Origin of the sequence: Acidicapsa ligni (assembly GCF_025685655.1) — a bacterium.
Taxonomy (GTDB): Bacteria; Acidobacteriota; Terriglobia; order Terriglobales; family Acidobacteriaceae; genus Acidicapsa; species Acidicapsa ligni.
This window is the reverse complement of record NZ_JAGSYG010000007.1, coordinates 197,305-222,686: the sequence shown is the minus strand read 5'-3', so window position 1 is coordinate 222,686 and position 25,382 is coordinate 197,305. Positions and strand designations below refer to the sequence as shown.

General features: G+C 55.0%; 16 protein-coding genes. 5 read left to right on the top strand and 11 right to left on the bottom strand.

Annotation, left to right across the window (positions count from 1 at the left end):
* The first annotated feature begins 14 nt into the window (after positions 1–14).
* Positions 15–1,694 carry a SpoIID/LytB domain-containing protein gene (locus OHL19_RS20605; protein WP_263359721.1) on the top strand — a complete coding sequence of 560 codons (1,680 nt, stop codon included), beginning with the start codon at positions 15–17 and terminating at the stop codon, positions 1,692–1,694.
* Here the strand turns inward: OHL19_RS20605 and OHL19_RS20600 are convergent.
* From OHL19_RS20600 to OHL19_RS20585, 4 genes are all read right to left on the bottom strand, one after another.
* Positions 1,634–2,434 (bottom strand): hypothetical protein, encoded by an 801-nt coding sequence (locus OHL19_RS20600; protein ID WP_263359720.1) that lies wholly within the window; start codon positions 2,432–2,434, stop codon positions 1,634–1,636. The genes OHL19_RS20605 and OHL19_RS20600 overlap by 61 nt on opposite strands.
* Positions 2,431–7,161 carry an alpha-2-macroglobulin family protein gene (locus tag OHL19_RS20595; RefSeq protein WP_263359719.1) on the bottom strand — a complete coding sequence of 1,577 codons (4,731 nt, stop codon included), beginning with the start codon at positions 7,159–7,161 and terminating at the stop codon, positions 2,431–2,433. Before OHL19_RS20595 ends, OHL19_RS20600 begins: the two co-directional genes overlap by 4 nt.
* Positions 7,158–8,174 carry a DUF1175 domain-containing protein gene (locus OHL19_RS20590; RefSeq protein ID WP_263359718.1) on the bottom strand — a complete coding sequence of 339 codons (1,017 nt, stop codon included), beginning with the start codon at positions 8,172–8,174 and terminating at the stop codon, positions 7,158–7,160. The genes OHL19_RS20595 and OHL19_RS20590 overlap by 4 nt, the downstream gene beginning before the upstream one ends.
* Before the next feature lie 93 nt (positions 8,175–8,267).
* Positions 8,268–8,885 (bottom strand): class I SAM-dependent methyltransferase, encoded by a 618-nt coding sequence (locus tag OHL19_RS20585; protein ID WP_263359717.1) that lies wholly within the window; start codon positions 8,883–8,885, stop codon positions 8,268–8,270.
* Positions 8,886–9,012: 127 nt separating this feature from the next.
* On the opposite strand from OHL19_RS20585, the gene OHL19_RS20580 reads away from it, so the two are divergent.
* On the top strand, positions 9,013–9,315 hold the full coding sequence (locus tag OHL19_RS20580) for a DUF962 domain-containing protein (protein WP_263359716.1): 303 nt from the start codon (positions 9,013–9,015) through the stop codon (positions 9,313–9,315).
* Here the strand turns inward: OHL19_RS20580 and OHL19_RS20575 are convergent.
* The 3 genes from OHL19_RS20575 to OHL19_RS20565 form a co-directional block, all read right to left on the bottom strand.
* Positions 9,312–10,328: a TauD/TfdA family dioxygenase gene (locus tag OHL19_RS20575; RefSeq protein WP_263359715.1), complete on the bottom strand. Its 1,017-nt coding sequence runs from the start codon at positions 10,326–10,328 to the stop codon at positions 9,312–9,314. The genes OHL19_RS20580 and OHL19_RS20575 overlap by 4 nt on opposite strands.
* Before the next feature lie 239 nt (positions 10,329–10,567).
* Entirely contained in the window at positions 10,568–12,220 is a 1,653-nt protein-coding gene (locus OHL19_RS20570; protein WP_263359714.1) for a class I adenylate-forming enzyme family protein, read from the bottom strand.
* Positions 12,190–13,296 (bottom strand): SDR family oxidoreductase, encoded by a 1,107-nt coding sequence (locus tag OHL19_RS20565; RefSeq protein WP_263359713.1) that lies wholly within the window; start codon positions 13,294–13,296, stop codon positions 12,190–12,192. The genes OHL19_RS20570 and OHL19_RS20565 overlap by 31 nt, the downstream gene beginning before the upstream one ends.
* A 353-nt stretch (positions 13,297–13,649) precedes the next feature.
* Here OHL19_RS20565 and OHL19_RS20560 point away from each other — a divergent pair, with 353 nt between their 5' ends.
* Positions 13,650–14,969, top strand: a complete 1,320-nt coding sequence (locus OHL19_RS20560) for an MFS transporter (protein ID WP_263359712.1) — start codon at positions 13,650–13,652, stop codon at positions 14,967–14,969.
* A gap of 3 nt (positions 14,970–14,972) precedes the next feature.
* Here OHL19_RS20560 and OHL19_RS20555 read toward each other — a convergent pair whose 3' ends face one another.
* The 4 genes from OHL19_RS20555 to OHL19_RS20540 all read right to left on the bottom strand — a co-directional run bounded on the left by OHL19_RS20555 (position 14,973) and on the right by OHL19_RS20540 (position 22,293).
* Positions 14,973–16,160, bottom strand: coding sequence for a potassium channel family protein (locus OHL19_RS20555; protein ID WP_263359711.1), 1,188 nt, complete (start codon positions 16,158–16,160; stop codon positions 14,973–14,975).
* 218 nt (positions 16,161–16,378) lie between these two features.
* Complete coding sequence (locus tag OHL19_RS20550) at positions 16,379–17,815, bottom strand: efflux transporter outer membrane subunit (RefSeq protein ID WP_263359710.1); 1,437 nt, start codon at positions 17,813–17,815, stop codon at positions 16,379–16,381.
* On the bottom strand, positions 17,812–21,036 hold the full coding sequence (locus tag OHL19_RS20545; RefSeq protein WP_263359709.1) for an efflux RND transporter permease subunit: 3,225 nt from the start codon (positions 21,034–21,036) through the stop codon (positions 17,812–17,814). The genes OHL19_RS20550 and OHL19_RS20545 overlap by 4 nt, the downstream gene beginning before the upstream one ends.
* Before the next feature lie 3 nt (positions 21,037–21,039).
* On the bottom strand, positions 21,040–22,293 hold the full coding sequence (locus tag OHL19_RS20540) for an efflux RND transporter periplasmic adaptor subunit (RefSeq protein WP_263359708.1): 1,254 nt from the start codon (positions 22,291–22,293) through the stop codon (positions 21,040–21,042).
* A 99-nt stretch (positions 22,294–22,392) separates the two neighbouring features.
* On the opposite strand from OHL19_RS20540, the gene OHL19_RS20535 reads away from it, so the two are divergent.
* Entirely contained in the window at positions 22,393–23,091 is a 699-nt protein-coding gene (locus OHL19_RS20535; RefSeq protein ID WP_263359707.1) for a TetR family transcriptional regulator, read from the top strand.
* Between the two features lie 439 nt (positions 23,092–23,530).
* Positions 23,531–25,366: an AAA family ATPase gene (locus tag OHL19_RS20530; protein WP_263359706.1), complete on the top strand. Its 1,836-nt coding sequence runs from the start codon at positions 23,531–23,533 to the stop codon at positions 25,364–25,366.
* Positions 25,367–25,382: the final 16 nt, after the last annotated feature.

The following is a 25,382-nucleotide window of genomic DNA, read 5'->3' as shown; positions in this document are numbered from 1 at the left end:
CTGCCTGGCTTGTGATGTTATTCGCGAGTCTGGGAGCGGTTGCAGCAACGAGCGACGGCAGCGGTGGACGGGATATATCGGTGGCGCTTTTCTCCACGCAAAGTCTTCGTACTGTGACAGTGACGCCGATTGGCGCGCATGCATGGACGTCGCTATGCGCTAAATGTATACACACTCCGTTGACTGCGCCGCTTCATGTTATTGCGCCTAAGGAGATCTTTGCTGGTGGATCCCTGCGTGTTACTGACGATGCGACAGGTGAGATGCGTACCGCTACGGGACTTTGGCATCTACAGGCTCGGAGGCAGAATGTTGATGTTGTGCTTACGCTGCCGAGCGAGCGTTATGTGGCTGCGGTATTGAACGCGGAGGCTGCACATGACGAACCTGGGCAATCCTTGCGTGCGTTGGCTATTCTTGCGCGGACGTATGCGTTGAATGGAAGCCACTTCGTTGCTCAACATGGTCACCTGAGCGCGGATCTATGCGATAGCACTGCGTGTCAGGCGATGCTGCCTGGATCGGCGTCTTTGGCTATCGAAGATGCAGTGCGGGCAACTGCAGGGGAGACATTGTGGTTTGGTCCGCATCAGGTGGAGGTTTTCTTTAGCCAGAACTGTGGCGGTTTAACAGAAGATGCTGGAATCCTCTGGCCCAAACTTCGTGGTACGCCTTATCTGCGCAGTCACGGAGATCCATATTGCGGACGGCGTGATACGGCAGCGTGGCATGCGGATGTTCCGCTGGGTACGCTGCTGGAGGTCGCACAAAAAGAAGGATGGCATTTGCCTGCAAGGATCGTGACAGCGCATGTTGCGGAGCGAAGTCCGTCGCGGCGCGCGTTGCGCGTACTTTTCACTGGCGCGGATGGGGCGACATCGATGGTTTCGGCAAGTGCATTGCGCTTTGGGATTGGCCGAACGATGGGATGGAATCGTGTTCGTAGCGATGCATACGAACTTGGGGTTCGCAACGGCGAGCTTGTCTTTGATGGCCGTGGCCATGGTCATGGAGTTGGTCTTTGCCAGGTGGGCGCGACGGAGATGGCTTCTGAGGGGAAGAATGCGCGAGAGATTCTTGCCTTCTATTTTTCGGGGACGACGGTACGCATCTTGCCGGAGGACATGGGGTGGCAGGAGACGCGCGTCGGTCCACTTGCTCTACGCGCTACGCATGTGTTTTCTGCAGAGAAACAGGCAGAGATCGAGCGGATGTGGGGTGATGCAGAGAAGCGGTTTCCACCTCAACAAGAGATTCATCCTGAGATTATTTTTGCGTCGACGACGGAGGTGTTTCGTCAGCTTACGACGCAGCCTGGATGGGCACTTGCGAGTACGCGAGGGGACACGATTGTTTTACAGCCGGAGGCAATTTTGCATGCGCGTGGACGAGTTGCTTCGGAGACGCTGATGCACGAGATGCTTCATGTTCTTGTGGAGTCTGAGTCCAACGAGCGCACACCGCTTTGGTTACGGGAGGGCCTGGTTGAGGTGTTGGCAGGGGAACATTTTGAAAGCGCACATACGATGTCTATCGACGAGATCGAAAGCGCGTTGCAGCATACGGATTCGTTGAGGGCCAGCGAGAGCGCGCATCTTGCTGCTGCTTCTCGGGTGCATGCATTGCTTATACGCTATGGAGTTTCTTCTGTACGCGGATGGCTTTCGTCTGGAGTTCCGGCAGGTGTGAGGTAAAGCGCATCGGTCTGCCGCTCGCATACGGCCAGGATCGCAAGCAGGAAACATGCAATGGTGGCATCCAGGATCATTGCTACGCTTAGACGAAGCACCAGACTTAGCATCTCGATAGTCAAGCCCTGGCCCGGCGTCCACTCTAGCAGCAAGCCTGTGATGACAATCGCGCTGGCCGTTCCTAAGATAAGTACGCTCCAATAAGAGAGGGAGCTGAGTGCGCGGACTATGGCGCGAAGCGGCCGGATACTCGCAGTCAGGGTGAACACGAAGACGGCAATTATGCCAGCCATAATCCACCGCAGTGTTGCCCATAGCCATCCGAAGCAGAGCAGGATATGTTCAAAGGAAAACAGGTTGCGTAGCGAGTGCGGAAATCGCGAATTCAGATAACCGGCGCGAAGGTAGTCATCGCCATGCAAGTGTTGAAGCAGTACACTCCAGCCAAGCCAGAGTGCGGCTCCAATGAATAGCAACAGAGCACCGCGCAGGAGTTTGCTCAATGTGTGATGTTGGCCGGAGAGACGGAGGATGAGGGAAGACTCCCCTATGCCTGCTACTGCGAGCACGATGAGAGCAAGCAACACCGAGCCAATTACATCGATTGCACTTGCATCCGGGATGCGCAGCCAGAGAACGGAAAGTCCGAAGACCAGCAGTGCGAGGATGATCTGCTGCAAAATGAAACGAACGTTGAGCAGAGCCAGAGCGCCACGCAATGGCGAGGTTGAGTGTGATGTCATTGCGGACCTCCTGGCAGGGCTGGTGCAGGTACCTGTAGCTGCAGAGCATCGCTGGTAGCTTGCACGCCTTGCTGATACATAGGCTCCACGCGCGCGGGACTGATTTGAAATGTGCCAGGATTCACTACTCTGATCAGGTAGAAAATCTCTTGTCTTCCGGTGAATTCACTGGCGAAGAAGGCGGCGTGATCATCGTGGAATTCTCGTCTTGTAAACCAGTCATACCATCCACCGGGTTTGTGATCGATGGGATAGCTATCTTCACTCTGAACGAATTCTGTGCCTGCGGGGATTGGATCTTCGAGTAGGAGATAACGGGCGGGCGTGCCGTTGATTGCTTCGTGTACGGCGAGCACGTCTCCTACCTGGGCTGTGCCATTCATGGGCTGCAATGAATACAGTATTTTGTCATCTTTCTGCATAGGTTGCAGCTTGTAGTAATCGCGGGTCAAATTCAGAGACATGGTGCCGACCTGGTAGTTTTTCTTTTCTGTGGAGTAGTAGCCGCCGCGGACAGACCAATATATGCGTCCACTGCCGCTGGTTCGGACTATCTGTACATTGTTTGCCGCGGTCTGTAGATGTGCGGCGTCGAGATCGATTGTGAGAGAAGCGCCGTTGAGTGCATCTTCAGCGGTGAAATGTCGTTGCCCGGCGGAGTGGCCATTCACGAGCACGTCTACTGTGAAGTCTGACTGTAACTCCTGCGACGCGGCGAGATAGTCGGTTAGTCCGAAGAGCACCATTGCGGTCTGTTCGGTGGAATCCCACCAGACGTTACCGTTGCGCGCTAACATCAGACCTTGCGCAGCGCCGCCCAACAATGGGTTGCTCGGATCAACCTTCGCCAGCAGGCGTACTGCGTATGCGGTTGCTTCGGCATCGTTGTTGTAGTCGTAATCAAGCAGGGGGAGATAAGATCCTTTCCACGAGACGAGATTGCCTTGATGTATGGCCTGTGATGCGAGCAGATTGGCAATCTCTGTGGCGCGTTTATCGCGCATCTGCAACATCGCGAGCCCGGTCATGGCCAGTGCCTCTGGTTGCAGATCTTTGCGCTGTGCCCACTGAGCGTCGAGGGCGGTGCCAAGCCGTTTGTCGCCTGCTTCCGCAAGGGCGTAAACTACCGCAGCTCGCAGGTCGGGGCGCATGCTTGAATGCTGATCAAGAGCACTGCGCAGATAACCCATGCCGCGGTTGAGCATTGCTTGTTGGTCGTTTGAGAGTGGGACATACTGGGCTCCCTGACCGATACCACTGACGACGTATGCGGTCATGTAGACGCGGCTATCGTCTTCCTTCCACCAGCCCCAGCCTCCGTCGTCATGTTGATAATCCTTCAGACGTTCGAGGCCGGCTTGCATCTTGGCGTGCAGATCCACGTCGTCGATATGGCGATTTACCTTGAGGCGACTGAGTGTCTCGGCCACAATTACGTTTGGCAGATAACTCGACATCGTTTGTTCGGTGCAGCCGTAGGGATAGGACGTGAGATAGTTCAGAGCAGAGAAGAGCGAGCCAGCGATAGACGAACTTGCCTCGATATGGAGAGTGTGCGCAGCCGGATCGGTGTTGGATGGATAGGTTATGTTTGCTGTGACCTGGGAAGCGTTTTGTGCGATCGCTCCGCTCTGCGACAGGGTTTGCGCGACGCCCGCCGGTTCGACGGGGAAGGTTAGTTCAAGCGCGTCAGACTCGGTATCTGTTATGGCGGAGGCGGTAAGGTTTGCTTTGCCGACTTGTGTGGCTCGCAAGCGCCACAATACGGTGGCCTCGCCTTTGCTGGGGATTGTGACGCTCTTTTGTGCTCCGCTGAGTGTATCGAGCCCTTCGACTTTGAGCGAGACGGTTGCTTGTTTTGCTGTGTCGAGGTAGTTATGCACGATCACTGGCAGCGTGATTTCGTCGCCTTTTAACATGAAGCGCGGTGTGCCCATGCGTACCAGCACATTCTTGCGCACGAGAACACGGCTGATGGCGGAGCCGGCTTTCGAATCCGGCGTTATAGCGTGTACTGTGGCTCGCCAGGTCGTGAGCGAATCTGGAAAGGTGAGTGACACATGGGCGTGTCCGCTTGCGTCTGTATGGACGATAGGCGCCCAGAATGCTGTGTCGGGGAAGGCCTTGCGGATGCGCGGCTTTTGCTCATTGCCCGGCTTGACCTGAGCGAGTTGGGGACGATAGCGGGCGTCGCGCATGGCCAATAACGGCGACTTGCTGCCAGCCTCACCACTGAAGTAGTAATCGAGGGAAGAGTCAACCTGAGACTCAGCGAAGCGCTGTGGATACAGCCTTGCGACCATATCTCCACTACTGTCTGGATAGAGAGAGTAGATAGCTTCATCCACTACACCGAAACTTAAATCTGCACTGACGGGTTTGCTTGCATAATCCCGCGTGACGACATCATAAGTAGCGCTCTGCTGCGGTTGAAAAACTTCTTTTCCTGGGGTGATCTCTACATTCAGTTGCTGCTGAACGGGCGGGACTTTCAGAATTTTGCTGGCCTGGTAAAGAGTGTTGTCCTTGATGAAGTATGCATTCACCGAGATGTTGGGCTGCGAGTCGGAAGTAATGGGCAGATCGAACGAAAGCGTGTTGCCGTCGGTATGCATCACTTCGCGCATTTGTGTTGTGTAGCCCTGTGCGATTACCAGTGCATAGAAGCCGCCTGTCTGCGAGACGATGCTTAGATGTGCGGTATCGCCGGGGGCGTAGGTTTTCTTGTCGGCCACGATCTGCGTGGCCTGGGTGCTGCTATCCCAGCTTGTCTCTCCTGCGCCCATGATCCACAGATAACTATCGTTTACCGGGTCGCGTGTTCCTGGCACAACTGCAGCGGCAGTTACCTGAAGGCTGGCGCTACTGTACTTTGGCTGGCCGATGGGTACTTCGCCTGTGGCTTTGCCTGTTGCGTCGGTGGTTACATCGACTGTTGCGCCGAGCGTGGTTTCTGTCTTTCCGCTTTCATAATGTCGGAAGACAAGCTGAACGTGGACGCGGGTGCTGACAGGTTTATTGTCATAGTCCACCGTGGTCACGCGGAATTTTGCCTGTTCGCCGGGGCGTACCGCGTAACTTACAGGTTCGATATTCACGCGGAATGTTCCGTAGGTTGCGAGGAAGCGGCCGCGGCCTGTGATCTCGCGGTTGGCTGCGTCGGTTACGCCAGCTTCTACTGTGTAGTCCAGATCTGGATGTGCGTGGCCCTGGGAGTCGACGCGGGTTGGAACCTGGATGACGAGGATTCCGTTTGCATTCAGCTTGCCGGTCTGCTCGGCTTCCTCGTCACCGGCGTAACCGGTTTGATTTTCTGTGGATTGATTTTCTGCATCTGCATCGGCGCTTTCATCGCCGCCGGAGCTATCGTCATCCTGCTCTCCCCACCAGTAATGACGGCTGTGATACACGCGATACTTAACCTTTGCATTGGCCACAGGCTCGCCGAAGAAGTAGCGAGAATCGATCGTGACCGGCATTGTTGCGCCTTCAAGTACTCGTTTCTGCGCTGCTGTTACCTGTACGCGATACTCGGGCTTGCGGTAGTCCTCGACATGAAAGCCGCTGGAGATGAGATCTTCCTGCTTATCGCCTATTTGTAGAGAGTAGTAGCCCAGCGAGGCATCTTTGGGAAGATCGAAGTCGCCGGTAATTTCGCCGGTTGCGGGAAGAGGCATCTGCCGATCAAAGACCTTTTTGCTCTCCCCATCGGAGATGATTACGTGAACGCTGCCTGCTTTTGGGAGCGCCAATGCATTGCCGTTGTGTTCGCGGAGTATCCCCTTCCAATGAACGGTATGAGTTGGTCGATAAACCGGTCGTTCGGTGAAGACATAGCCTGCGAACTTGCCGCTTGAAGAGAGGTTCAGTGCCCAGCTACCTGGGGTGGAAGCTGCGAATTCATTTCCTTTGCCTGCAACCACCCAGAAGTTATCCGGCGAAGACTTATCAATGGGAATGGCAAGTTGAACTATTCCCTTGGCATCGGTGGTGGCTGTGGCTACTGCCTTCTGACCAAAACCTGCGTCCACCTTTACGTTGGGGATTGGCTGACCGGTTGTGCGATCGACAACATAGGCTACGACATTGCCGGAGGTGGTCCGCGTTACGAGGGCCATCTGCGTCATCATCAGCAGCGTGTAGGCCTTGTATCGTCCGTCGGTCGCCTCCAGGAGATATAGTCCGGCGGACAACTTGGGTACGGCTAGGTCATTCGCATCGGAGATGTACGTAGACGGTACGAGTTGTCGCCAGCGCGACACGAGTTGCCCCTGGTTGAGGATGGGAATCTGTGCGAACTCGGCTTCGCTAACGATGCGGCTGTGATGGGTGATTGCGCTTTGATGATCACGCAGCGCGCTGCGTGCTTCCTGCGAAAACTGTTGCCGGAAGAAATTGCGAATGCTGCTCCAGAGACCTGCTTTCCAGTCGTGGAACTTCTCCAGCAAGGTCCGTTTGTCGATTTGTTCTTTGCCGAGCAGGCCTGCTTCTGGCCCGAAGGAATGCAGCTCCCGCAGATTCTCCATGAACTTTACGGGATCATTTATACGATAGACGCGAAATTCGAGGGCATCTACGTTGTGCGTGTAGAGATGGATTTTAGGTTGCTCGCCGGGAGCAAATGTCTTGCTGGTGCTCAGATTGAACGAGACTGCACGGTCCTGTGCATGGGCGGCAGGATGGGCAAAGAGAAGCAAGGCAAGGAACGAAACAGCGCGCAGTCTCATCGAGGCTCCTCGCGAAGTATATTCCAACGGTAGACACCCAGGAAGTTATTATTTTCCGGAACTGGCCGCCAACGTGTATCCGGATGATGAAGTAAATCGTTCAATGTAACTCGCCGTATCTCTCCTGGTCCGGTACCGATTGGTCCGGTGTGATAGACCACCCAATTGTGAGTAGGGCCGGTCAGAATCATTGAGTGAAACGGGGAGTTTTGTTCTAACTGGCGATAAAAAAGCAGGTCTCCTGGCTGAGCTGTACGCACATCCCTGGTGACGAAGAAAGTGTTGTGCTGCCAAAGGGTTTTGGCGTCGGCGAACTGCGTAAAACTGCCATTGGAAACGTCGTCCGAAGCATAGGCTCCAGACGTTACGCGGAAAAGGTTTGAGCCCAGTGGTGTGAAGGGGTACGCATACTGCGTAATGGATGGGATGGGCGGCAGAGTTTCCATGGGCATGGTTGCCAGCCATGTTTCATCGTGAGAGTGCAGGGCGTTGCGGTAGCACCATCGCAGCAGGGCGGCGCAGTCATCAATCTCGTGCGGCAGGTGTTCGGTTGGAAGTGTGGCGGTGATATCGGCCATTGTTGTGAACCAGCGGCGGAAGGCTGAACGATCTTCTGTGGTGTGTAGACGGAGAAAGTCGGGAGTGCCGTCGCTGAAGCGATCGTTGTTATCGGAGATGAAATGCGCTACCAGGGTAACGGGAGCACCGCGGTACTTGAGGATGAACCGCTCGGTTGCCGGGTTGACCGGGGACTGAATCTCCAAGGCAGCGGCGGCGTCCCTGGTGGCGGGAAGGATGCGCGCAGGGGCGTGTCCAGTGATCGTGATGTTATTACTTTCGATCTGTTTGTTTTGTGACAGCCTTATTTGCGCAGCGCGATGTGGAGCGCCATCCGCGGGCAGGGTGAGTTCTCGAGGGGAGATCGCGAGGTGTGGCTGCGCACTCCGTTGCCACGTAATCAATGCAATGATCGCGGCGAGCATGACAAGCAAAAGAGCGATAGCGCGATTCACCGATGCGAGCCTCGTCCGGTTTTTCAGGATCGGAGATTACAACCGCAATTGTATGGCTTCTGATTCACCATGAAGATATCAAGTTATGAGTTGTTATAGAGGCTTTGGACTCTTTCGTACTATCCAGGTTGTCATGCAGCGATGATTTTGGACGATGGTTGTTTTTAATGGATCAACGAGTGTTCCGTGCATCTGCCGGGTTAACTTGAGGAGCATTTCTTCTTCTACGAGAAACCACTCCGAACCATCGCCGATGAGGAATCGATTGTTTCCCAGTGGCGGGAAGTCCATTCCAATTTTTGAACCGAGGCGGCAAAATAACATACCTCCTGGTTTTACGACTCGCCAGAGTTCGGACAACATCTTTTGGAAGTGGTCTTCATCGCGTGCGAAATGGAGTACCGAGTTGCAGAGGACTACATCTGCGAAATCATCTGGAAATTGCATGTGCTCGATGACTTCGACCTGGAAGTTTTCGGGAGGTAATCCGGTCATGAGCGAGCCGGATAATCGTCGAACGTGTTCAACAGCGTCGGCGTTGGCGTCGAGTGCGAATATCTGGCATCGTTCACGCAATAGATATACGAGATTGCGTCCGTATCCGCATCCTGCGTCGAGTACACGCATATCTGCGGTGATATTTCCTCGCAGGATCTGGTCGAATACATAGATATCAATCTGTCCGAATTGTTGCTGAATACTGAGTGTCATTTCTCTGCTGTCCTGATTTGCGAGGTTGTTTGTTTTGCGGATGATGCGCGATGTTCCTGTAGATGTTGTACAACATGAGATCCAATCCTCGTTATGAGAGATGGCATGGATGGAGTATGCTGCAGGCATGCTTGGAAATCGGAGTTGGGATAGTTGGATCACGCGTTACTCGGAGAGCCATCAGCATCCGCTGAATCAGTTGACGCATACTTTTGGTATTCCGATGATCCTGGTTTCACTGCCGATGATGATTGCGGGGATCTTTTGGAGACCGGTGCTTTGGGTCGGGATCGGCCTTTTTGTGGTGGGATGGGCATTGCAGTTTCTAGGCCACGCTATTGAGGGAAAGCCACCTGAGTTCCTGAGTGACTGGCGATTTTTACTGGTTGGGACGCGCTGGTGGGCAGCGAAGATGCGAGGGAAGGTTTAGTGGATGGCAACGAGGATACGTCGATCTCCTCGATACGGCATTCGGCCGTGTGTAACGAGGAAGTTGTCGACAACCAGCAGATCGCCACGCTGCCAGCGAAACCGAATTGTTGCGGTATCAATCGCGTGATGAATGGCGTTTAGTTGTTGAACGCTGATCGGGTACCCGTTTCCAAACGTCGCGTGAAAAGGCCGCACAAATGGATCTGGAAACGCGGCCTGATATAGAAGCCAGCGCATGAGACCGGTGGATCGCGGCGAGCTGAGGAAGGTCGCTACCTGGTTAAACCAGAGCACCTCGTTCGTGTCTGGATGTCTTCGGATGGCGGGCAGGACGTTGTTGATCTTTGCCCCTTCTTCTCGATCCCATCGTACTGTTCCACCATTCTCAGCGCAGGATTGCTCTACTACTGCGGGGTCTTCGGTGGAGAAGGCGGCCATCCACGAGGTATGCAGTTTCGCTATGCGATGACGGTTGCGGTGATGGAGCGTCATGCGTGGGCCATTCAAATAGCGATGGTAGGAGATGCCTACCCTTTCGAAAACATCGCGAATCTCCGCGGGCACGAGGTCGTAGATCACACGCGAATCGGCCAGCGGAGTTTCGCCGCCGTGCTGCGGTTCGATTTCGCAGAAGAATGCGAGCTCGCGGGGTGGGTCGGGAAGGTACGCCATTTCGTTGTGTTGCGGGATGCGGAGATGAGCTGGGAAGCGAGTGGATTCGTAGACGCCGGACATGACTTGCCCACGCGGACTTACGCCGCCAACGTAGTTCCGAAGGCTGTTCTCAAAGGCCAGGGCTGCAGCGGCGCGGAAATCCTCGGGAGTGCTGAGATCAAAGCCGCGAAAGAGAATTGCGCCGTACTTTTGCCTTATCGCGGTCAGCGAATCGCGTGCATCCCTGAGCAGAGTATGCAGCGATTCGCCTGCGATCGGGGTGATCATTGCAGGCAGCTTTCGCTCATTCAGAAACGCAAGGCGGTCTTCGATCTTCTCTTCCTGGGCGGTAGACAAGATTCTGTTTCTCCTTGCATTGGTTCGCTTTTACAAAGGGCGAGAGCTACCGGGTAGATGAGCAACTGACAGGCACTATGGAGTGAGACGTCTCAGAGTGCGGGCAAATTCATTTTGAGATGGAAAACATCCTCGGCGGGTAAAGCCGCGCTCTTGCAAAACGAAGGTGTTTGCATCAACGTGACAAGTCTATCCCTTTATTGTGGTTTTAAGATGTCTCTTCACTGGAAACCGGTTTTTTAATGGATCTCTTGTGAAAACCGCTCCTGCAGGACTCGTCGAAGTATCTTGCCGGTGTGATTTTGCGGTAAGTCGCCTGCTGGAAGAATCCAGATTTTGCGTGGGGATTTATAGGCTGCGAGATTCTCCCGGCACCAGGCGAGCAGGTCGCTTTCGCTTGCGGTGGAGTTGTTGTTCAGTTCGACTGCTGCGGCGGGAATCTCGCCTTTCTCTTGATGCGGCAGGCCGAAAGCGGCGGCTCGCGCTACTGCGGGATGGGTTACCAGGGTCTCTTCCAGTTCACGGACATAGACGGAATAACCGCCGGACTTGATCACGTCTTTCATGCGGCCAACGAGGCGGATCATGCCGAGGCGATTTCGCTTTGCGAGGTCTCCGGTGCGCAGCCAGCCATCGGAGGTAAGCAGGTCATTTGTGGCTGAATCATCGTGCTTTTTCTCATCGCTCCAATAATGCGGAATGAGGCCGCGACGGCGAATCTGACATTCGCCGGTAGAGCCAGCGGGCAGAGCGTTTCCGTTCTCGTCGGCGACGCGGATGTGAAAAGGCGGCACGGGGAAACAGAGATCTCCACTGCCGGGGAGAAGCGAAAACTCGATGCCCATCATGGCGAGGCCGCCGAGTTCTACCATGCCGTAGCCGTTGATGAGTACGGGCGGAATGCGCCGGCCACCCGGCAGTCGGATCAGAGCGCCATATTGTCGCAGGCGCTGCCTTACTTGAGAAGGTAGGTGATCGCTGGCCGAGAGCCAGACGCGCACACTGGCGAGCCTTGCAGGTTCAGGATTGCTGTTGACCAGTCGCGCAAACATTGCGGGCACACCGACGAAAGCGGTGATGCCGAAGCGTTCGACAAGGTCTATTGCGCGGGTTACGTCAAAGCGATCGAGGAAGCAGCCGCGGATGCCAGCCATGAGGCCATAGAGTGCGATGCTGACGGCCATGATATGTGACCAGGGCAGGGCTATGAGAGCGAGATCTTTTGGCCCCAGAAATAGTCCGGCAAACACTGTGGACGCGCGCGCACCGAGCAGGGCATTGCTTGAAAGCGCGGCGCCTTTGGGAAATCCGCTGGTGCCGGAGGTGTGGAATACGGCTACTGTCGCGGATGGATCGACGACTACGGGAGGGAGCGGAGATTGGGTATCGCCATCGACAATGCGTATGAATCCGTCGAGAAGCTCTGCCTCTTCGCTGTCAGCTTGAATCCAGGTGCGGACATTCAACTCGGAACGCTGCTTGATGCTGTGTTCAAAGACTGCCTTGTCGGTCACCAGAATCTCTGTGCCGCTGCTGGCCAGAATTCGCCGTACCTCGGACAGCGAAAGCATCGGGTTCAAGGGAACTGCGATGCCTCCAGCGCGGACAATCGCCAGGAACCAGCGGAAACACCGCCGATCATTGGTGCGATAAATGGCTACGGGTTGACCGGGGCGGAGTCCGATTGTGCGACGAAGAAAGGCGTCGATCAGGCAAACCTCTGCGTGCAGCTCGGCGAGGCGCCAGGGACCATCCTCCTCGACGCCGACTTCGCAATCTCCTTTGTGTTGCAGCAGCTCGTCGACGAGATTGGCGACGGTGACGTTGGGATCGCGTGAGAGCCGAAGCTGCTCCTGGATATTCATTGAGGAGAGACCGTCTTGCGTCCCCATTCGCTGGCTACGCAGTAATCGAACAGGCTATTGAGATACTCAAGGACGGGTGGCGGCCGTAGTCCAGATGGCGCCAACAGGCGCTCGGCATTGGTGGTATCGAACTGCATGCGCATGGAGAAGTAATCGCGATAGGCGCGGCCATCGCGGAGCACTTTGCGCTTGCGTCCCCATAGGGATAGATACAGCAGCGGTCGCAGTGCAGCGAAGAAGAACTTTGGATCGACGTAGCGCGGCTCGGGCACATGGAAATATTCCGATGCACGCTGGGCGATTTGCTGGATGGTGGCGCTGCCGCGTGGTCCGGCGCAGAGATGAACTGTGCTGCCCAACGCTGCCTCGTCAAAGGCCAGTAGTGCGACTGCGTTGGCAACGTAGTCGACCGGCACGATATCCAATACTGCGTCGGGAAAGCCGGGTATTGTGCGCCAGAGGCGGCGGGAGTAAATCTTTAAAGGCCAGTACATCATTTTGAAGCTGGAGGTCGCGCCGGTCTGGGAGTCGCCCACGATGATGCTGGGGCGCAGGATGACTCCCGGGATGGAGCCAAGATGTGAGCGCACGAGCGCCTCGGCCTCTGCTTTGGTTTGTTCGTAGGTGTTGCGATAGCTTTGCCCTAATATCAATTCACTTTCGAGGACTGGGCCGGTGCGTTCGCCGGCGACATAGGCTGTACCCACGTAGGCGAGGCTGCGAAGTTGTGGCGCTGTGGCTGCGAAATCCAGTATGCGCTGGGTGCCCTCGACGTTGATACGGCGGGCCTCCTCCAGCGAGTGATCAAAGCGGACGGTGGCGGCGCAGTGAATCACGCGGGTTGTCTCAGAGGAAAGATATTGCCTGGCACAGGCGTCGAGGCCGCAGTTGGGCAGGCCTACATCCCCTGAGTACACCTGTATGCGTTTGCGATCGGCTGGAGACACGATCAAATCGGCGCGTTGCTGGGCGGATTGATTGGATCTATCTCGAATCAGCAGCGCCAGAGTAGCCTGTGGATGGCGGTCCAGCAGTTCGTGAACCAGCTGCGAGCCCAGAAATCCGGTCGCGCCGGTGACAAAGATGAGTTCTTCGTTCTTCATTCTAAAAACCGACCTCAGTGTACGAACTACTCGAAGGCCGGTGGATGATGACCTTTCAGGTGCTCGTGGGGACGAGCAGATTCATGCGGAATTATAGCTTGAGGGCTTTAGTCGTAAATTTAGACAATTCCTCGAACTCGATTGGAGGTTTCGCAGGCTGATTTTTCTGAGCGACTTTCCGTTACTATCAGCATAAATGAGATAGAGGAAGAGTCGCTTATTGTGCGAGATTGAAGGCACCGGAAGAGGGGCGGATGCGGCTGTGATTTTAGTGTTTTATTTTATTCCTCGGCAGTCGTATCAGCATTAATATCAGAGGACCGGCTGGTAGCGTTCGCAATTCTGGGATCCATGTGGCTATTTCCAGGCCCCACAAATCACGGCGCATCGCTAGAATCCAGGTCTTCGCGATTTCGACTCTTTCAGTCGCGGGGATTATTAATTACATCGATCGCGGCTCCCTGGCGATTGCCAATACGACAATTCGAGCTGATCTTGGCATCTCCGCCACGCAGATGGGGATTCTGCTTTCGATTTTTTCGTTGGCCTACGCTATTTTCCAACTTCCGATGGGAATACTTCTGGATCGCTTCGGAGAACGCCTGGTTCTGGGCGCAGGGATGTTTCTATGGTCTGTAACGCAGGCAGCGACGGGTATGGTGAGTGGCTTTACCTCGTTCTTTGCTGCACGAGTAGGTTTGGCCGTAGGGGAATCACCATTTGTCATCTCGGCAGTCAAGACGGTGAACGACTGGTTCGATGTTCGTGATCGTGCTACGCCGATGGGGATAGTCAACTCCGCAACAACGATGGGGCAGGCTATTGCACCACCGATTCTTACGGTGACGATGATGGCATTTGGCTGGAGGGGGATGTTTATGCTGATCGGCATCCCTGGGTTGATTCTCTCGGTTGTCTGGTATGTTTTCTACCGCGATCGCAGGGCTGTTTCATTGAGCGATCACGAGATGGAGTATCTGGATACATCTGGGCAGAAGAGTGATCTGAGGAATGATCGAACGCGCATTTCTTCCGCTCAATGGCTTGGGCTCTTTCGCATGCGCACTATGTGGGGGATGATGCTGGGCTTTGGCGGTATCAACTACACGGTATGGCTTTATATGAGCTGGATGCCGAATTACTTTGAGGCAGAACATCATGTAAGTATCGCGGCTACCGGGATGATTGCCGTTATTCCTTTTGCCTTTGGGACTGTCGGCATGTTGATCAGCGGGATCATTGCAGATTTCTGGGTACGTCGTGGAAGTGCGCCGATCAAGACTCATCGAACTCTGCTGGTTACGGGGTTGACGTGTTCTGCAATCTGTACTTTGCTGGTGCCTTATATTCCGGGGGCAATGGGCGCTGCGTTTGGCATCGGGCTGGCGCTCTTTTTTACGTATCTCGCTGGGAACTCGGGATGGGGATTGGTGCAGTCCATCGCTCCAGCGGAAATTGTGGCTTCGGTTGGTGCGATACAAAACTTTGGAAGCTTCATCTGTGCGTCTTTTGCGCCGATCATCACGGGCTTTCTGCTTGACCGTACACATTCTTTTCATCTCACACTGGTGATCTGTGCGATGGTCTCGTTTTTGGGCGCACTCTCTTATCTCCTGATTGTGAAAGACCCAATCGTTATAGGAGAAAAGAAGCAGCTTGAGGGTGTGAGTTAAGAGCTAAAAATCGTGATGGTCATCCAATTGAAATGCGATGGATTGGGTACCCGTGGTGGGCTGCGTTTCTTCATTGGGGGTTGAATTAGCTGCCTCGGCATTGGCTCGCAATCTGGCTACAGACAGCCAGTTGTCCTTATGCGGCTTGTCAGCGATCCACGGAGGAAGCGGCATGCAAAGATAGTCCCCAAGAGCCTCGGCGTAACCCTCGTAGAGGGCGCGCATCTCGCGAAGACGTGCGAAGGATTGACCGTCGCGGCAGACACTTACACCGCTTTGACAAAGCAGGCTGTAGAGCTGTTCGTAGCGCTCGTAAGAGAGTCGGTCAGGGGCATTCTTGATTGGGGTAAGAGCGAAGATCTGCGCGAGGTCTACCATCGCATGACGCGCCATAGCAAAGGTCAGTTGTGCCTGACGCGCCTCATGTCCCTGCACCCCGGCAATCAGCAACGCCGACGTATCGAGGATGGCTGTCAGAGCGCTGATCCAACTCTGATTGTTGTGTTGCGAACGAAAATAACAAAGGAGCGGGTAGGAGATATGACTCTCCAATAGCTCTGCTGACCACCGCTCCCACTCCTCCAGCAGTAGTGTGAGAGCACGGTCTGCGCCGAGGTAGGAGTGGCGACGCATCAATTCAGCGGCGGTTGGCGGGGATCCAGCCCTGGCATCCAGTAGAGAGATGTTCACTTCGCGTCGTGAAAAAGCGCTATAGAGAACAGGGAAATATCCCATGACGACGGCTAAAAAGCCAAACCCGGTACCGGCCTCAAGAATTACAAGTTCGCGAGCCCAGGCACTGCGCGGGGTCACGTCTCCTAACCCCAGGGTGAATATCGTGGTTCCGCTCACGTACAGGTCGGATCGTAAGCCCGGCTTCTGCGTCATGTCGTTGAAAGGGCTTCCTAGCCCGTAGAAGATAAGCGCAAATCCGAAGACCATTGCACTTGCCCACACCACTAAAAGAATGATCAAGGACAAGGGACCGAAATAGCTGAGGGCGGATTCTCGCTTACGAGGATCGCTCATGCGTTGGGTAAAGAAGCTCCAGGGGGTCCATGTAGCAAGATAGAAAATGCGTGTGAGGCGAAAGCGGCCGGATGCGCGGCGCGGCAAAATGATGGTCTGGAAGGCATCGATCAGCACGGCGAATAGACAAACGATGCCTATAAGCAATATGAATATTCGCACTTAGTCCTCTTTCCCTGGATTACCCCAGCCACATTCTTAGCCAACTCACACACTCTATGTTAGTGGAGTGTGTGAGTCGGCTAAGAATGCGGGTGAGGTTGCGAGGAATTTTGTGGGTGGATTGTTTTATGAATGTTGTGAATATGGGGAAGGGACTGGTTTCTCCCATCCTTGTGCGATGAGACTGCACAAGGATGGGCTGGGTTAAGTTGCGGTGGCTACTGCCAGCCGCCGCCGAGAGCGCTATAGAGTTGCACGAGGGTGAGTGCTTCGCCTTGTTGAGCGCTTACGAGGTTTAGTTGAGCGGTGAAGAGATTGGTGTCGGTGGTTAGTACTTCGAGGTAGCTGGTAGCGCCGCCTTTGTAACGCATGCGTGCCAGACGCGTTGAGTCCTGCGCTGCGGCTACGAGCTTTTCCTGCTGCTCGCGGTAGGCGCGTTGTTTGTTCAATGCGATGAGGGCATTGGAGACGTCGCGGAAGGCGCCTGCGATGGTTTTCTGATAGCTGATCACCATCTCTTTTTCAGTTTCCTGAGAGAGATGGAGTTGGCCGCGAAGTTTACCGCCTTCAAAGAGCGGTTGAGCGAGGCTGCCGAGGCCGTAGATAGTTTTGCCGGCGGGGTCGAAGATGTTGTTCAGTGCGTCTCCGCCGACGCCACCTGAGGCGCTGATCGAGAGACTGGGAAAGAATTGCGCACGCGCAACGCCGATCTGTGCATTGGCAGAAATGAGCGTTGCCTCGGCTTGCTGGATGTCGGGACGGCGCTCCAGCAATTCGGAGGGCAGGCCGGTAGGCAGATTCTGCGGCGGAGGCGTCAAGGCATTGGGATCTTTGTGTGCGATTGGGCCGGGGTTTTCGCCGAGCAGGAAAGCGATTGCGTTTTCCTGCTGCTGAATCTGTTGCTCAAGTTGAGGAATCTCGGAGGTGGCGGCGTAGAGAAGTTGTTCGGCCTGACGGACATCTGAGAGCGGAACAGAACCTCCGCTTTCCAGAGTTGTGGTCAGGTCGACGGAGTTCTGACGCGCCTTGAGGGTGTCCCTGGTGATTTCAAGCTGGCGGTCGAGAGCGCGAATTTGCAAATAGGCCGTCGCTACCTGCTGCACAAGCGTCATTTGAACAGCGCGCTGGGCCCAGGTCTGCGCGAGCAATTGTGCGCGAGCGCTTTCTGTTTGTTTACGATAGAGGCCCCAGAAATCAGGCGTCCATGCGGCGGATAGATTGAAAGAGCCATCCACGAGCGGACTGCCGATCTGAGTCCCAAGGGAGGATGGCAGGGTAGCGCCAATTCCTGTGCCGCCAACGGAGAGCGTCGGTAGCTCCTGCGAACGGGTGATCTTTACCTGTGCCTGCTGTTCCAGAATGTGCTGGGCAGCGATACGCAGATCGTAGTTGTTGGCGAGCGCTTTGCGGATGAGTTCCTGGAGTTCCGGTTCCTGGTAGACGGCCGACCATTTTTCGTCACCGAGAGAACTCTTGGCGTCGCTGGTGACGGGAGCTTCATCTGCTCCGCGGAATGCGGGCGGCGCAGATGAAGCGGGCCTCTTGTATTTGGGCCCCACGTTGCAGCCGGCCAGAAAGCTGATGCCGATAGCTGCGAGGGCGAGCATATTGACGTTCTTCAGGGGCGATGAGGACGTTACGGAAGAACGAATCATGCCTGACCTCCTTCTGTCGTGGAGTGAGTCGTAGTAGATTGAGCGCCTCCGCCGGGGGGCAATTTGGTTCTTGGCTTGCAGTCCATCGTTGTGCCTTTGCCGCCTCTTACATAGCGATGCGAGAGGAACTCAACAACAGCAAATGTGACCGGGATGAAGATGAGTCCGATTGCGGTTGAGAGTGTCATGCCGCCGATAACGACAGTGCCGAGAATGCGCCGAGAGACAGCGCCGGAGCCGCTGGCGGTCCAGAGAGGCAAGCAGCCAAAGATGAAGGCGAGAGCCGTCATGACAATTGGTCTGAAGCGGAGACGCGCAGCGTTGAGAGCGGATTCGCAGATGCTTTGGCCACTGTCGTAATTGAGTTTTGCGAACTCAACGATGAGGATGGCGTTCTTCGCCGACAGACCGATCAGCATGACGAGCCCGATGGTGGCGAAGATGTCGTTTTCAAAAGAGCGTATGTGTAGTGCGATATACGCGCCAAGGATAGCGACAGGCGTGCTGAGAAGAACGCTGAAGGGCAGAGTCCAACTCTCGTAAAGAGCTGCAAGGATGAGGAAGACGAAGAGCAGGGAGAGTCCGAATACGGCCCAGGACGGAACGCCCTTTTCTGCCTGCTGCTCCTGGTAGGACATGCCGGAGTAATCAAAGCCGGCGCCTGGGGGCATGGTCTTCTTGAAGGTGTCCTCAAGCGCGGCCCGTATCTGGCCGGAGCTGTAGCCGGGAGCACCTGTGATGTTGAGCTGTGCGGCGTTGAATTCGTTGAAGCGGAAGATGAATTCAGGCCCGGTGATCTGTTTCACATGAACGAGTGAGCCGAGCGGGACCTGGCTGCCGTTGGCGCTGCGAACATAGAACTGATTGATATTCGCAATGCTGGTGCGGGATGTGCCTTCCGCCTCGACGTAGGTCTGCCACTGGCGGCCAAAGCGGTTGAAGTAGTTGACGAGATAGCCACCCATGAAGGTTTGCATGGTGGTGTAAATGTTTGAAAGGTCAACCTGCTGCTGGAGCGCTTTTTCGCGATCTACATCGGCGTAGAGCTGCGGCACGGCGGGTTGATAGGACGGGATGGCTGCTCCGATCTCGGGACGTTTGGAGAGTGCGCCGAGGAAGCCCATCACATTCTTGGTCAGGGTTGTGGGGTCGTCAGAGCCGGAGCGATCTTCGATCACCATGGTTACGCCGCCGGAGGTTCCGATGCCTGGAATTGAAGGAGGCGGGAAGGCGAAGGCGATGCCGTCCGGATCAGCGAAGAGCTGCTTCTGCAGATTGGCCTGAATGTACTCAAGCTGTTCCTGCTTGCTCTTACGAACCTCCCATGGTTTGAGGGAGACGAAGAAGAAGCCAGCGTTGGTACTTTGCACCTGGGTAAGCAGCGAGAAGTTGGTGACGGCGATTACGCCTTCAATGCCTGGGGTTTTCAGCAGGGCAGCGGTGATCTTCTGCTGTGCGGCATCGGTGCGCTGCGCCGATGCACCGTCGGGAAGCTGCAGGGCTAGGAACATATAGCCCTGGTCTTCTGTCGGGATAAATCCGCTGGGAAGGGATTTGCCGAGAAAGATCGCCAGAATACCGATGACGAGAATGCCAAGCATGGCCAGGCCAGATTTATGGATAAGTACATTGGAGGTGGAAACGAAGCTTTCCGTGGTGCGGCCAAAGAACTTATTGAAGAGCGCGAAGCCTTTGGCGAGAGGACCTTTGCTGGCACCTTCCTGCTTTGGCTTGAGTAGAAGAGAGGCGAGCGCTGGGGATAATGTGAGCGCATTGAATGCGGAGATGAGTACCGAGATCGCGATGGTAACGGCGAACTGCTGGTATAGACGTCCGGTGATGCCTGGGATGAAGGCAGTAGGGATGAACACCGCGGCGAGAATAAGGGCAATAGCAACGACTGGGCCGCCGACTTCTTTCATCGCCTGTTCGGTTGCGGCCTTCGGCTCCATTCCCTCTTCGATGTGATGCTCGACGGCTTCAACGACGATGATGGCATCGTCGACAACGAGACCGATGGCGAGGACGAGGCCGAAGAGTGAAAGAGTATTGATGGAGAAGCCGAGTGCGGGGAAGATGATGAAGGTTCCGATGAGTGAGACAGGAACAGCCAGCAATGGGATGAGGGTGGCACGCCATCCCTGAAGAAAGATGAAGACGACGATGACGACGAGAACGAGCGCCTCAACAAGCGTGAGGACGATCTCGTGGATACCGGCAGTGACGGCCTTGGTGGTGTCCAGAGGGACGTCGTAAGTGATCCCGGTTGGGAAGGTCGCTGATAGCTCCTTCATGCGGGCGTTGACGGATGCAGCGGTTTGGACGGCGTTGGAGCCGGGAAGCTGATAGATCGCCATTACGCCAGAAGGGGCCTGGTTATAACGGCCTGAGATGCCGTATGCCTGATCTCCAAGTTCGATACGAGCAACATCGCTCAGGAGCACGATCGATCCATCGGGGTTTGCACGGAGAATGATCTTACCGAACTCTTCCGGTGTAACGAGACGGCCCTGGGTTCGAACGGTGTAGGTGAATTGCTGGCCTTTAGGGATTGGCTCGGCGCCGATCTGACCGGCTGGATTCACGTTGTTCTGGGCTTGAATGGCGCTGATAACGTCGGGCGCGGTGATGCCCAGTTTGGCGAGTTTGTCCGGTTGGACCCAGACTCGCAGGGCGTACTGGCCGCCGAAGGTCTGAACGCGGGAGACGCCTTTGACGCGAGAGATCTGGTCCTGAAGGTTAATGATGGCGTAGTTGGTGAGGAAGTCCTGGCTCAGCTTGCCACCCTTGGAGTTAATCGCGACAAGCATGAGGGGTGAAGTGAGAGCCTTCTGAACAGTGAGGCCAGCGGTGGTTACCTGGGCAGGAAGCTGAGACTGTGCCTGGTCAACGCGGAGTTGGGCGAGGACCTGATCGATATTGGGATCGGTCTTGACATCGAAATCGACAAAGAGCTGAACTACGCCGTTATTGGCGCTGACGGAGTTCATGTAGATCATGTTGTCGACGCCGTTCATCTGCTGTTCGATCGGAGTCGAGACGGCCTGGGCGACGGTTTTGGCATCGGCACCGGGATAGGTCGCGGTGACGAGAATTTCTGGCGGAACGATGTCCGGGAACTGCGAAGTCGGCAGCGTAAGCAGTGTAACGACGCCGACAATCACAGTGAGGATAGCGATAACAATGGCCACAATGGGCCGACGAATAAAGAATTTTGACATCGATTACCTTCCTGCCGGGTTGACGGACGTAGCGGTAGGAGCAGCAGGGCTCTGATGCGGTGCGACGGGTGCACCTTCGCGTAGTTTTTGGAGATTGTCGACGATTACCAGGTCTCCGGCGGCGACTCCGCTCTCGGCGAGCCAGTCTGTACCGATCTGAGGTCCAAGCGTGACGGTGACCAGGTGGGCTTTGCCGTCTTTGCCTGCGACGTAGATTTGCTGCAGTCCCTGGAGTTCCTGAATGGCGATCTGGGGAATAAGCAGCCCATTGTGCCGCAGCTCGGTTTCAGCTTTGATGCGTCCGAACTGGCCGGGGCGCAGAACATTCCCTGGGTTGGGGAAGGCAGCGGCGATGCGGATGGCTCCAGTCTGCGGGTTCATCTGACGATCAACAAAAGCGATGTGTCCCTTGATAGGGAAGGGCTCTCCGTTCGCGAGTGTAAGGGTCAAGGGAACGGCAGATGCATTCTTGAGGAGATCTCCGCCGCCTTCGCGCGCGCGCTGTGTCAGGGCGAGATATTCCGAGTCGCTGATGGAGAAGTAAACCTTGATCGGATTCAATTGCGAGACGGAGGTAAGAACGGACTGGCCGTTTACCAGGTTGCCTACCTGGGTTGTTGCCTGGCCTGCAACTCCGTCGATGAGCGAGCGAACTTCGGTGAATCCTAGGTTGAGCTTTGCGTTGGCGACAGCGGCTTCAGCGGTGGCAACGGATGCCTCGGCCGATTTTACTGCGGCTTCATTCTGGGCCTTCTGCTGGGTGTCGTTATCGAGTTGGCTCTGAGCAATGGCATGTGCCTGTGCGAGCGGGGTATCACGATTGACGTTGATATCAGCGAGTCCAAGCTGCGCTTTGGCCTGTTGTACCTGAGCCTTGGCCTGCCCGAGTTGTCCAGTTGCCTGATCAAGCGCGGCCTGGAACGGACGAGGATCGATTTCAAAGAGAACCTGCCCTTTCGATACCTCGGCGCCTTCGCGGTAGTTCTGCTTGACGAGATAACCGCTAGCCTGGGGCTGGATCTGGGCGTTCACGTAGCCGTCGAGTGTTCCGACCCATTCGCCGGTGAGGGGCACGTTGGTCGATGTGACCTGAACTACGGTGACGGGCATCGGTCCTTGCGGCCCTGCTGGAGCGGTACTCTTGGGGCCACAGCCTGCGAGCAATCCGGCGCCGAGTAGAAGTATTACGGCAGTCCCGGCGGATGTAGCTCTGTTGAAGGTATTCATCTCTACTGCATATCCAGACTGTTCGCTCATGCTCATTCTCCGTAAGAAAGTTTCATTGTCTTGTCGTTCAGGCCCTATTGTTGAAAATAATACATCTATGTATGTTTGTTATATGACGCGGTGAAAAGCATGACCGATTCAAAAAATCAAAACGAGCAACAGGATGCAAAGCTTTTCAAGCAGAAGCGTGCACTTCTTACCCGGCGTGAGCTTATTCGTTCGGCTAGGGTTATCTTCGCGCGGGACGGGTTTGAACACGCTCGCCTTGAGGATATCGCATCGAACGCAGGAAAGACGCGGGGGGCTTTTTACGCGAATTTCAAAAACAAGGAAGATGTGTTTTTTGCCATCTTTGAAGAAGACAAGCAGCGGGATATGGCTGAACTTTGTCCGTTGCTCGTTAGTTTACCTACAAATGAGCAACGCATCGATGCATTAGGCGAATATTTAGGTGAACTTAGTAAAGATCGCCAGAGGATATTGCTCAATCTCGAATTTAAACTTTATGCGGTGCGCCATCCACGAAAGCGCAAGCGGCTTGCTGAGTTGCACTCTGTCATGTGTCTTCGTAATTCAGTTCCAGAGCTGGATCGATTACTTCCACAATTGGCCACACGGAACACCAGTGAAGAGTTGGGAGATTCTCTTACGATTGGTGGAATTATTGATGGGCTTGCTCTCAATCACCTCTTCGATCCGGATGCTTTTGACAATCGGGAGGTTGCGCGTTACCTCAAGCTGTGCCTGCGGGAAATGTTATGCGGAATACCAGAGGTGAAGAACGAAAAAGAGATTGAACCAATTGAATCAATAGAACCAATGGAATAAGCACTCGCCGTGTATAGCACATATGTTTATGAAATAAAGATTTAATTTCGATGCACTGCACATTGCCAGGCGAACCTGTTGGCCCCTCTGTATCTACAATTGGAATGAGGACGATGGCTGATGCTCCGGTATTGAACGCGTTGTTAAAGTCGTGAGAGTTTTGCGCTATTTGCACATATAGATATTGATGAATCTCAAGGTACAAGTTGTAGCAGGCTTGGCGTTTTTGCTTAGGCCTTCATGCGCTGGGCAGGTTTACCTGTGTGTCCGCTGCTGGACATGCTTGTCCGAAGATGGACGTTGAGCTGGCTGATTTATGTGTATCCCATCGTATTTATTTAGAGTAAGAGACTGACGATGCAGGTGATCTTGCATGGCGCAGTTGTGGGGCGCTGATTGCTAAGAGAAACTGAGAAGTGAGTTTGGAAAAGGTTAGTCAATGAAGCAATTCGAGTCGTTTGGGCTGGATACGTCCAATGAGTGCCTGTGGCGCGAAGGGACGAAGCTTGCTCTGCCGCCCAAGCCGTTTGCGGTACTCCGCTATCTGGTAGAGAATCCGGGGCGGCTTATTACGCATGATGAATTGCTGGATGCTCTGTGGCCTGAGACTTATGTGCAGCCCCAGGTTTTGAGAACGTATGTGTTGGAGTTGCGCAAAATCCTTGGCGATGATGCGGGGCAGCCGCGGTTTATTCAGACATTGCCTAAACGTGGTTATTGTTTTGTGGCGCAGGTGACAGATCGGAATGAATTGAAGCATGGGTCCGTTGCGACTGCTGCTCTGGATATAAAGCCTGCGGGGATCGTGGGCCGTGAAGCGGAACTTGGCCACCTTAAAACGCATGTCGAACAACTGCTCAAAGGGCAGCGTTGCGCGGTGTTCATTACGGGTGAGGCGGGGATTGGGAAGACTGCGCTTGTGGATGCTTTTTGCCAGCAGGCGGAGGTTATTTCACGCGTGAGTGTGGCTCGCGGACAATGCGTGGAGGGATTTGGCGGCAAGGAAGAGTATTACCCGGTGATGGAGGCGCTTGGACAACTCTGCTCATCGCCAGACGGAGAGCGAGCGTGTCGAACTTTATCCAGGATGGCGCCTGCATGGCTGGCGGCGCATGGCAGAGAAGATGGCATTGCGGATACACGGAACGCATCTGATGAGCGGATGCCAGGAGATCTTTGCGGCGCGCTTGAGGAGCTTGCAGCAGAAAAATCTCTGATACTCATCTTTGAAGATTTGCATTGGGCCGATGATTCTACGGTTCATCTCATATCGGCTTTGGCGCGGCGTCGCGCACAGGCAAAGTTGATGGTGCTGGTAACGTACAGGCCTCATGATATGGCGATCGAACATCGGTTGAAAGGTGTGAAGCAGGATTTACTGATGCGCCGGTTATGTGCGGAGATTCCGTTGCCTCCACTTGCCAAGATCGCGGTGAAGGAACTGCTGAGCAGGGAATTGAAGCAGGAGGAATTGCCCCAGGGACTGGCCAGCTTTGTACATAAACATTCGGAGGGCAATCCGCTCTTCGTGATAGCCATTCTGGAGCATCTGATAGCTCAGCATTTTCTGGTACGTGCTTGTAGGGGCGACGCTACTCTATGGGAACAGCGTGCGCCGTTCCAGGAGATGGAAGCGGGTGTGCCTGATGGACTCGCACAGATGATTGAGTTGAAAATTGATCGCCTGAATGCGGATGAGAAAAGTCTGCTTGAGGCTGGAAGCCTGATTAGCGTTGCGTTTCCTGCATGGGCAGTCGCGGCGGCATTGGGTAAAGATCCAGCAGAGACAGAGGAAGCATGTGATGCGTTGGCGCGCAGGCTCTACTTTTTGGAGCGTGCCGGGCAGGATGAGCTGCCTGATGGGACGAGTTCGGCGTTTTATGTGTTTGCTCATGGGCTCTATCGTGAAGTGCTGTATCAACGGCAGGTTTCGGCTCGGCGCTCGCAAAGGCATATTCGTATCGCGGAGAGATTGGGCGAGCTATTTGTTGGGCGTGAAGCCAACGTTGCCCGCGAGATTGCCATGCACTATGAAGCCGCCGGAAGCTGGCAACGCGCTGCAAAGGCTCTGCTTGCGGCTGCGAAATATGCAGAGAAGCGAGGGGCTCATGTAGAGGCTGTTCAACTGCTGGAGCACGCGCGGCGACTTGCGGAAAACCTGAATGAGACAGAGTGTGCCGTGGCTACCCAGGAAATCTGCGGCGAACTGGCAAAGGCGCATGAATCGCTGGCCAGAGCGGATGTACACGAACGGGTGACAATGACAAAAGTTTGACGATTTCTGGACGGGA

What these genes read in the sequence shown, in the direction of transcription:
- OHL19_RS20605 (WP_263359721.1), top strand. Translation starts at nt 15, where the DNA reads ATGTTATTCGCGAGTCTGGGAGCGGTTGCAGCAACGAGCGACGGCAGC.
- OHL19_RS20600 (WP_263359720.1), bottom strand. Translation starts at nt 2,434, where the DNA reads ATGACATCACACTCAACCTCGCCATTGCGTGGCGCTCTGGCTCTGCTC.
- OHL19_RS20595 (WP_263359719.1), bottom strand. Translation starts at nt 7,161, where the DNA reads ATGAGACTGCGCGCTGTTTCGTTCCTTGCCTTGCTTCTCTTTGCCCAT.
- OHL19_RS20585 (WP_263359717.1), bottom strand. Translation starts at nt 8,885, where the DNA reads ATGACACTCAGTATTCAGCAACAATTCGGACAGATTGATATCTATGTA.
- OHL19_RS20580 (WP_263359716.1), top strand. Translation starts at nt 9,013, where the DNA reads ATGCTTGGAAATCGGAGTTGGGATAGTTGGATCACGCGTTACTCGGAG.
- OHL19_RS20570 (WP_263359714.1), bottom strand. Translation starts at nt 12,220, where the DNA reads ATGGGGACGCAAGACGGTCTCTCCTCAATGAATATCCAGGAGCAGCTT.
- OHL19_RS20565 (WP_263359713.1), bottom strand. Translation starts at nt 13,296, where the DNA reads ATGAAGAACGAAGAACTCATCTTTGTCACCGGCGCGACCGGATTTCTG.
- OHL19_RS20550 (WP_263359710.1), bottom strand. Translation starts at nt 17,815, where the DNA reads ATGATTCGTTCTTCCGTAACGTCCTCATCGCCCCTGAAGAACGTCAAT.
- OHL19_RS20545 (WP_263359709.1), bottom strand. Translation starts at nt 21,036, where the DNA reads ATGTCAAAATTCTTTATTCGTCGGCCCATTGTGGCCATTGTTATCGCT.
- OHL19_RS20540 (WP_263359708.1), bottom strand. Translation starts at nt 22,293, where the DNA reads ATGAGCGAACAGTCTGGATATGCAGTAGAGATGAATACCTTCAACAGA.
- OHL19_RS20535 (WP_263359707.1), top strand. Translation starts at nt 22,393, where the DNA reads ATGACCGATTCAAAAAATCAAAACGAGCAACAGGATGCAAAGCTTTTC.
- OHL19_RS20530 (WP_263359706.1), top strand. Translation starts at nt 23,531, where the DNA reads ATGAAGCAATTCGAGTCGTTTGGGCTGGATACGTCCAATGAGTGCCTG.